Below are 8,277 nucleotides of genomic sequence, written 5' to 3'. Positions count from 1 at the left end.
ATCGCTTACTTGACAAAAATGCAAAATCTTTTTATCATTAAGAGAATGGAGAATAGTGTGGTTAAGGATTATGCCCAAAATCTCATTAAGTTTTTAGCAAATGGAAAAAAAACAAAGGTGAGGATAAAAAGATTCCTAGATTTTCCAATAGATAGGCTCTCTTCCCTTCATCTTTTAGCCCTATCCTCTATTGTAGGCGATAATAGCAATAATGCGGCAGAGGTCATTAAGAAATCAGAGGGTTTTCTTAATAAAATAATAAAGGAGAGCAATTTGGCTACTATAAAAAGGCTTTCAAATGTATCTGGTTTTTTGTCCTCTTCCCTACAAAGCGAAGAGCTTCTTAATATCATTATGAAATCAGCCCTCTCTGAGCTAAAAGGTGAAACAGGTTCTTTGATGCTACTTGATAGGGATAAAAAGGAGCTTTCAATAAAAGCCTCTGTTGGACTTTCAGAAGATATTATAAAGACAACAAAAACAAAAATAGGAGAAAGGATAGCAGGAAAGGTCGTAGAGACAGGAAAACCCCTTCTTTTAAACAAATCAAAGAGTAAGATAAAATCAGCCCTCTGTGTTCCGCTTTCTGTAAAGGATGAGACCATTGGCATCCTTTCTGTAAATAGAATGAATAACATTAGCCCATTTACCCAATATGACCTTTCTATTTTATCATTTCTTGCAAACCTTGCAGCAGCCGCAATTATCCACACAAACCTGACATCTGAGATAAAGAGTGCATACCTTGCTACAGTAAAAACACTAATTGCCGCAGTTGAGGCAAAAGACCATTACACAAGGGGTCATTCAGAGGCTGTTGCAAGATACACAAGCTCAATTGCCAAAGAATTTCATCTCTCTCCTGAGGAAATTGAAAGGCTTTATATTGCAGGTCTTCTTCACGACATTGGAAAGATAGGGATAAAGGAGGATATTTTACTTAAGCCAGGTAGATTAACCAATGAGGAATTTGAGGCAATAAAGGAGCATCCAGTGATTGGGACAAAGATATTAGAGCCTGCTGGTTTTCACAAGGATGTTATGACCGCTGTTTCATACCATCACGAAAGACCCGATGGAAAGGGCTATCCCTATGGAGAAAAGAATGGAAATATCTATATAGGTGCTTCTATAATCAATGTTGCAGATGCCTTTGATGCTATGACATCTGAGCGTCCATATAGAAATGCTTTGTCTATTGAGGAGGCAGCAGCTGAGCTTAAAAAGAATGCAGGAACCCAGTTTAACACAGATGTGGTTGAAAAATTTCTCATAATCTTAAAAAGAAAGGGAGCAATAAAATAAATTCAAAATGCAAAATGCAAAATGCAAAACTAAAGATGGAGATTAAAAATTATAATAGACGAAACAAAATTTCAACTACATTGTTTGATGTAATTAAATACCTTTTAACTATTATTGTGATAGGAAATATTCTTGAAAGATTTGATCTTAAAGGGGCATTGGCTGGTTTTGTTTTAACAATAGGTATAGGAATAATTGCATATTTTATAACGCCAGAAGAGGAGGATTAAAAGATGGAGGCTATCTATGTCGTATCTATAGGACTCATTATTGTGGGTTTGATATTAATAGGGATTTTTAAATATCAAGAAACACATACGAAAAAGTTGAAATAAATGTAAGTTTGTTTTGCACTTTGAATTTTTAAGATGCCTGAAGTAATAAAAATTGGCGAGATAATGCCCCAGCTTAAAGATGAAAAGCTAAACATCCGTCAAGCTGCAGCATTAGCACTTGGTCATATAGGAGAACCTGCTATCCCAGAGCTTATTTCAACCCTCTCTGATGGACAAAAGGAGGTTCGTTCTGCTGCTGTTTTTGCCCTAACCCAGATAGGAAAAAAGGCAATACCTGCTTTGATTGATGTATTGCAAAATTCAGGGGATAGAAACACAAGCCTAGCAGCTTTAGAAACGATTGGGTTAATTAAGGCATCTGAGGCTGTTGATATTGTTTCTCAAAGATTAGCTGATCCTGACAAATTTATAAGAAGACAGGCTGCAATAACCCTTGGTCAGATTGAAAACCAATCTGCAATTGAGCCTTTAAAAAATGCATTGAATGATGATGAGCCAATTGTTCGGCAGGCTGTTGTGGTTTCATTGGGTCAGATAGGAAACGATAATGTAGCAGATTATCTTATAAGTAGGCTTTCTGATTTTAGTAAGCCTGTAGTCTCTGCAGCCTGTGTTAGCCTTGGAAGGATTAAAAGTGAAAAAGCAGTAATTCCCCTCTCTCATCTTTTAAAAGACCAGGATCCATCTTTAAGAGAGTCTGCTATTGTTGCTTTGGGAAGAATTGGAAAATCTTCTATAAAATTCCTTGTAAATTCTTTGAATGATACTGACCCCTCTGTTAGAAAGGCTGTAGGAAAGGCATTGGGCAGGATTGGAAAACCAGCTGTATCTATAGTTATTAAAAAAACAAAGGATGATAATCCAGAGACCAGATCTTCTGCTTTAATAGCTCTGGCAGAGATGGAAGAGGAGGATGCCATACCAAGCATTGTTAAAGCCCTGCAGGATGAAAATCCAAGCGTTAGGGCAACAGCAGTTATTGTTTTAAAAGACTTAAAGGCAGAAAGCGAAGCAGGTGCTTTGGCTAAAAGGCTTGTCATTGAAGAGGATGAAGGTGTAAAATCAGCTTGTATCCTTACATTAGGAGACCTGGCAAAACCAGAAACCATTTCAGCACTTACAACAGTTATGAATGCTCCAAATAAAAATATAAGGGTTGCATGTGCCACATCCCTTGCCAAAATGGGAGAGGCTGTTGTTCCTGTTCTTATATCATCCCTTTCAAGCCCAAATGCATTTATAAGGGAAACAGCTGCAATTGCTGCTGGACAGCTAAAAAATCCTGATTTGGTTGCTCCATTGATAGAGAGGCTTGGCGATAACCATCCGTATGTTCGTCATTCATCTATTCAAGCATTGATAAGGATAGGAGAACCAGGTATTGTTAGACTTACCAGGGCATTGGGCGATGGAAACCTTTATGTAAGAGAGGGAGCAGCTAATGCACTAGGCTCAATTGGAAAGGGAGCTATTCCACATCTTATGAAAGCACTCTCTGATAGCCATCCCTATGTTCGTGAGGCAGCTACTATTAGCTTGGGAAAGATTGGAAAGGATGCTGTCGGTCATTTGATGAACGCCCTTGAGGATGATAAATGGTATGTAAGAGAGGCATCTGCATTAGCACTTGGTCAAACAAAGGATGCTGATGCTTCTACTGCCCTTATCAAAGCCTTAACTGTTGTTGGAGATTACCATCCATATGTAAGGAAGGCATATGTTACAGCATTAGGTGAGATAGGGGATAGAAAGGCTGTTCCTGCAATAATTGAAAGGCTTAAGGATAACGAGTGGTATATCAGGCAATCTGCTGCAATTTCCCTTGGTAAAATTGGAAGCAAGGAGGCAATCCCTGCTTTAACAAGGTCACTAGCAGATTCTGACCCTAGGGTAAGCAAGGCAGTTACAACAGCTTTGGGTCAAATTGGTCAACCAGCTGTTTCTCAAATAATAGAGCGTCTTGGTGTAAAGACAAGAAAAACTGAGGATTTTCGCTTTCCAGTGCCTCAAATGGAAAGGGAAGAGGGATTTTATCCATCTATACCAGAAAAAAAGGAGGAGCAATTTGAATTTCCTCCTCCAGCACAAGAGAAGGTAGAAGAAGAGTCTAGCTATGGAGGATTTCCATTTTTTCCTCCTTCTCCTGCACAGGGTTTTGAAGAGGTGCCACCACAAGAGGCACAAGTGCCTGCTTTGGTAGAAGAAAGTGCTAAAGATATAATTGCTAACAAGCTTACAGGTCTTGATGAGGCTACCCTGAAATACATTATAAGCCTTATCCCAAAGGATAAAGATATAAGCAAAGAGGAGCTAATAAAAATGGTTATGGAGGAAACAGAAAAACAAAAAAGGGAGATAATGGAAAAAGCAGAGAATTTAAGAGAGAAGGTAGATGGAAGGTTTCAGACAATTATAGAAAAATTGATGTGAAAAGAGAAAAAATAGAACTTTGCTTTAAATGGCATGTTTGAAATAAAGTGGATATTTGAACGGATTATAAAAGGTGAGTATTACTTTTCAAAACATGGAGATTGGGAAAGACAAAATGATAATCTTGCAATTGCAGAGATTGAGGAAGCCTTAATGAGAGGTAGAATATTAGAACAATATGAAGATACAGGAAGGGGAGAAAGCTGCTTGGTTGTAGGATTTACAGAAACAGGAAAACCAATACATATCGTTTGTGGTAGAAGAGGAGATTGGTTGGTGATAATAACTGTGTATATACCTCGTCCACCAAAATTTAAAACACCTTATGAAAGGAGTGAAAAATGAAGGTTTGTAATTTTTGTGGGAACAAAAATTTTAGAGGAAGGTATGTCCAATATATCTACAAACATAATGACCGTTTCCTTGTGGTAAATAATGTTCCCTGTGAGGAATGTGAATATTGTCAAGAACAGTATTTCTCTGCAGAAACTTTAAGGAAGATTGAGGAAGATTTCAATGCTGTATATCTTTCTGGTAAAAAGGCTAAAAGGGAAACTATACTTCCTATAGAAGAATTTATAGAGATTTAAATTTTTGCTGAGGTTGAATTATTATGCCAAGGATAAAGAGGATAACAAGGAAAGAGATAAGAAGGGATGAATTGTTTGAGGCAATTCAAAAAACAGGGCTTTATATCAAGGAAAATCCTCATAAAATAAAGGTAGGAGGGGCTATTTTAGGAGGAGCCATTCTTCTTTTACTAGCCCTAAACTTCCTTATAAAAAGGGCAATAAATACACCAGGTGAGGAACTTTCTCATGCTATATTCTCTTACCATTATTCAGAAGATGATGCAAGGCTTGCAAGTGGGATGGGACAATTTCAATCCTTTATTTCAAAGCATAAAGGAGGAGGCCTTTCTGATATTGCTATGCTTTACAAAGGTGCATCAGAGAAGGGACAAAAGGGCTATGCAACAGCAACAGAAACCCTCAAACCCCTTTTAAAAAATAAAAATAATGTTATTTCTTCATCTAGCCTGGCTAACCTTGCAAATATTGAGGAGGAAAAGGGAGACCTCAAGAAGGCAATAGAATACTATAAAATGCTTGAGCTAAAGGATGATTATTTAAAGAAATATGCAAAAGAGAGGATAGGCAATCTTACTAAAATTGGAACACCTTCTTCCAGCCTACCTTAATCTTTCTGACGATGATTTTTTAAGGAAAAAAGATGCCCTTTATGAAATCCTTAAGGAATGCAGGCTTTGTCCAAGGAAGTGCAGGGTTAATAGAATAAAGGGAGAAATTGGGTATTGTAAGGCACCAAAGGATCTCATTGTTTCATCTGTAAGCCCACATTTTGGAGAAGAAGATGAGCTTGTTGGAGAAAATGGCTCTGGAACAATATTTTTTTCCCATTGTAGCTTAAGGTGTATATTTTGCCAGAATTATGAAATAAGCCATTTTGGATATGGAAAAGAGATAACAGAGAATGAACTTGCTCTTAAAATGATTTTCTTACAAAAAATAGGGTGTCATAATATAAATCTTGTAACACCAACACACTATGTTCCACAAATTGTTTCTGCTATATATCTTGCCTCTAAAAATGGTCTTTCTATACCAATAGTTTATAACTCAAGTGGATATGAGAGGGTTGAAACATTAAAATTCCTTTGTGGAATAATAGACATCTATATGCCTGATATGAAGTATTCAGAAAGAGAACCTGCTTCTGTTTATTCAAATGCACCCGATTATTTTGAGGTTTCAAAGAGCGCAATAAAGGAGATGCACAATCAAGTAGGAGACCTTATTGTAGAAAAGGAAATTGCAAAAAAAGGGCTTCTTATCCGCCATCTTGTTCTTCCAAATAATGAGGCAGGAACACACAATATCCTTGAATTTATTGCTTCTTTGTCAAAGGATACCTATATAAACATTATGGACCAATACAGACCATTATATCAGGCAAATAGGTTTCCAAAAATAGCAAGAACAATAAAATATGATGAATACCAAAAGGCAATAAGTGAAGCAAAGAGGGTTGGGTTGTATAGGGGGTTTTAGAATAATTTTGAGTTTTTAGTTATGAAGGTAATTGTTTTTTCTATTAGGGCTGGGATGGGGCATATTAAGGCAGGAGAGGCAATTTGCAGCGCAATAAATACATTAGATGGAAATTCTGCAAAATCCTATATTCTCCTTGAAAATACAATTCTTGGCTGGTTTATCAATTTTTCATATCTATGGATGGCAAGGCATGCTCGATGGCTTTGGAGCCTTCTTTATAAGCAAAAAATATTCTACTCTAATACAGGGTATATTGATAAAGGAATAAAAAATGAGGTATTAAGGATAATTGGGGCGGAAAAACCTGATTGTGTCTGTTCAACCCATCCATTCATTACATCTGGCATTTCAAGAATAAAAAATAGAAATTTCAAAATTATATCAATTGCAACAGACTTTGATTGCCATCCAATAGGGATAAAAGGCAATGTTGATCTTTTTATTGTGCCACACAAAAGCACAAAAGAGCTTCTTTTAAAAATGGAAATAGAAGAAGAAAAAATAAAGGTAATTGGAATTCCCATATCCCTTAAATTTTCAAAGAATAGCAATGGAAAAAAGGATGATTTTGGTTTCAACAAACATCCAATTATCCTGGAGATGGGAGGAGGATATGGACTTGGACATATAGAGAGGTTTATCCCACAATTGGCAAAGGATAGGGAGCTATTTCAAGTAATAGTTATTGCAGGGAAAAATAAGGGTCTTAAAAAGAGGCTAGAGGTTTCTCTTAAGAAATATGGAATAAGTGGAAGGGTGTTTGGCTTTGTTGATAATGTTTATGAGCTTATGGAAATATCTGATATTATTATTGGAAAGCCAGGTGGTGTAGGGATTATGGAGGCATCTAGCAAGGGGCTTCCTATTGTTATTACAGAGGTAGTGCCAGGTCAGGAGGAGGCAAATGCAAAGATTTTAATAGACGAAGGAGTAGCTATTATGCCAAAATATAATGATATACCCGATGTTTTAAAAGAGCTTTTACAGAATAAAGAAAAGATAAAGGAAATGAAAGAAAATGCTTTAAAATTTTCAAAGCCCTATGCAAGCCTAGATATTGCAAAGGCTATCCTTAAGGAGGGATGAATATGAAGAAAGAAATTCTTGAGGTTCTAGAGAACGATGCTAAGGCATCCAATGAGAAGATAGGGACTATGCTTGGGATGTCTGGTGATGAGGTAAAGAAAGAGATTGAAAAGCTTGAAAGCGATGGGGTTATTATAAAATACAAGACCATCATTGATTGGGAAAAGACAATAGAGGAAAAGGTCTTTGCCTTTATTGATGTAAGGGTTACACCAGAGAGGGATAGGGGTTTTGATGCTATTGCAGAGAGGATTTGCCAATACCCTGAGGTTCACTCCCTCTATCTTATGTCTGGTGCATATGATTTTGCTGTTGTAGTAAGTGGAAAGTCAATGAAGGAGCTTGCCTATTTTGTTGCAGAAAAGCTTGCCATAATAGAGAATGTTCAATCAACAACAACCCACTTTATCCTTAAAAAATACAAGGTAGATGGTGTAAAATTAGAGAAAGAAGAGGATAAGAGGATACAAATGATGCCTTGACAACCATTACTTGCTTAATTTATACTTTTTATTATGTTAGTAAAGAAAGATATAATTGAGGAATATGGGCTTCATAGCACAGATACTGGCTCGACAGAGGTTCAGGTTTCTATATTTACCGCAAGGATTAACAACCTAACAGGCCATTTTAAAGCAAATAAAAAGGATTTCCAAACAAGAAGAAGCCTGATAAGGCTTGTTAATAAAAGGAGAAAACTTCTTGATTACCTCAAAAGGAAATCAAACAAGAGATATGCTTCTCTCATTAAAAAGCTTAAGATAAGAAAGTAAGTATATCATATCTTTATTCTTAACCAAACTTACGCGACCATCCCCTTAAAAATGCCATTTTTTGTACGTGTTTAGCTAAAGCTAAACAATTAAACAAAGCGATTTCTGGCTCTTTGATGAGGAAGCTTTAACACATATTAAGGAGCTAAACACATACATCCGAAGCACGAAACAATATCTGAATTAAGCACGAAATCCGAAGCACGAAGCACGAAACAATATCTAAATTCAAAATTCTAAACATTAGAGTTTTCAGAATGGTTTGTATCTATCAACTCCAACCAATATTTACTCTCTTTTGCTTCTTTACGG

General features: G+C 36.5%; 10 protein-coding genes. All 10 read left to right on the top strand.

The features are described from left to right. The coding region (locus tag AB1630_08260; GenBank protein MEW6103785.1) for an HD domain-containing phosphohydrolase at window positions 1-1,305 on the top strand (1,305 nt) is incomplete at its 5' end. Between the two features lie 14 nt (window positions 1,306-1,319). Further along, on the top strand, window positions 1,320-1,535 hold the full coding sequence (locus AB1630_08255; GenBank protein MEW6103784.1) for a hypothetical protein: 216 nt from the start codon (window positions 1,320-1,322) through the stop codon (window positions 1,533-1,535). 138 nt (window positions 1,536-1,673) lie between these two features. After that, on the top strand, window positions 1,674-4,031 hold the full coding sequence (locus tag AB1630_08250; protein MEW6103783.1) for a HEAT repeat domain-containing protein: 2,358 nt from the start codon (window positions 1,674-1,676) through the stop codon (window positions 4,029-4,031). Between the two features lie 33 nt (window positions 4,032-4,064). Next, window positions 4,065-4,376, top strand: a complete 312-nt coding sequence (locus AB1630_08245) for a DUF4258 domain-containing protein (protein ID MEW6103782.1) — start codon at window positions 4,065-4,067, stop codon at window positions 4,374-4,376. Then, window positions 4,373-4,621 (top strand): YgiT-type zinc finger protein, encoded by a 249-nt coding sequence (locus AB1630_08240; protein ID MEW6103781.1) that lies wholly within the window; start codon window positions 4,373-4,375, stop codon window positions 4,619-4,621. The genes AB1630_08245 and AB1630_08240 overlap by 4 nt, the downstream gene beginning before the upstream one ends. Before the next feature lie 23 nt (window positions 4,622-4,644). Continuing rightward, window positions 4,645-5,232 carry a hypothetical protein gene (locus AB1630_08235; protein MEW6103780.1) on the top strand — a complete coding sequence of 196 codons (588 nt, stop codon included), beginning with the start codon at window positions 4,645-4,647 and terminating at the stop codon, window positions 5,230-5,232. Further along, on the top strand, window positions 5,204-6,103 hold the full coding sequence (locus AB1630_08230) for a radical SAM protein (GenBank protein ID MEW6103779.1): 900 nt from the start codon (window positions 5,204-5,206) through the stop codon (window positions 6,101-6,103). The genes AB1630_08235 and AB1630_08230 overlap by 29 nt, the downstream gene beginning before the upstream one ends. Before the next feature lie 21 nt (window positions 6,104-6,124). Next, entirely contained in the window at window positions 6,125-7,192 is a 1,068-nt protein-coding gene (locus AB1630_08225; GenBank protein MEW6103778.1) for a glycosyltransferase, read from the top strand. A 2-nt stretch (window positions 7,193-7,194) separates the two neighbouring features. Next, window positions 7,195-7,674 carry an Lrp/AsnC family transcriptional regulator gene (locus tag AB1630_08220; protein MEW6103777.1) on the top strand — a complete coding sequence of 160 codons (480 nt, stop codon included), beginning with the start codon at window positions 7,195-7,197 and terminating at the stop codon, window positions 7,672-7,674. Between the two features lie 33 nt (window positions 7,675-7,707). Beyond that, complete coding sequence (gene rpsO, locus AB1630_08215) at window positions 7,708-7,965, top strand: 30S ribosomal protein S15 (GenBank protein ID MEW6103776.1); 258 nt, start codon at window positions 7,708-7,710, stop codon at window positions 7,963-7,965. The last annotated feature ends 312 nt before the right edge of the window (window positions 7,966-8,277 follow it).

The sequence above is a fragment of the bacterium genome, assembly GCA_040753555.1.
GTDB lineage: Bacteria > UBA9089 > UBA9088 > UBA9088 > UBA9088 > JBFLYE01.
Note: the sequence above shows the minus strand (reverse complement) of the source record. Positions and strands in the feature narration are given on the sequence as shown.

Excerpts from the sequence above, each read along its gene's own strand:
- AB1630_08220 (MEW6103777.1), top strand. The coding sequence starts at position 7,195 with ATGAAGAAAGAAATTCTTGAGGTTCTAGAGAACGATGCTAAGGCATCC.
- AB1630_08250 (MEW6103783.1), top strand. The coding sequence starts at position 1,674 with ATGCCTGAAGTAATAAAAATTGGCGAGATAATGCCCCAGCTTAAAGAT.
- AB1630_08240 (MEW6103781.1), top strand. The coding sequence starts at position 4,373 with ATGAAGGTTTGTAATTTTTGTGGGAACAAAAATTTTAGAGGAAGGTAT.
- AB1630_08235 (MEW6103780.1), top strand. The coding sequence starts at position 4,645 with ATGCCAAGGATAAAGAGGATAACAAGGAAAGAGATAAGAAGGGATGAA.
- rpsO (MEW6103776.1), top strand. The coding sequence starts at position 7,708 with ATGTTAGTAAAGAAAGATATAATTGAGGAATATGGGCTTCATAGCACA.
- AB1630_08225 (MEW6103778.1), top strand. The coding sequence starts at position 6,125 with ATGAAGGTAATTGTTTTTTCTATTAGGGCTGGGATGGGGCATATTAAG.
- AB1630_08255 (MEW6103784.1), top strand. The coding sequence starts at position 1,320 with ATGCAAAATGCAAAACTAAAGATGGAGATTAAAAATTATAATAGACGA.
- AB1630_08245 (MEW6103782.1), top strand. The coding sequence starts at position 4,065 with ATGTTTGAAATAAAGTGGATATTTGAACGGATTATAAAAGGTGAGTAT.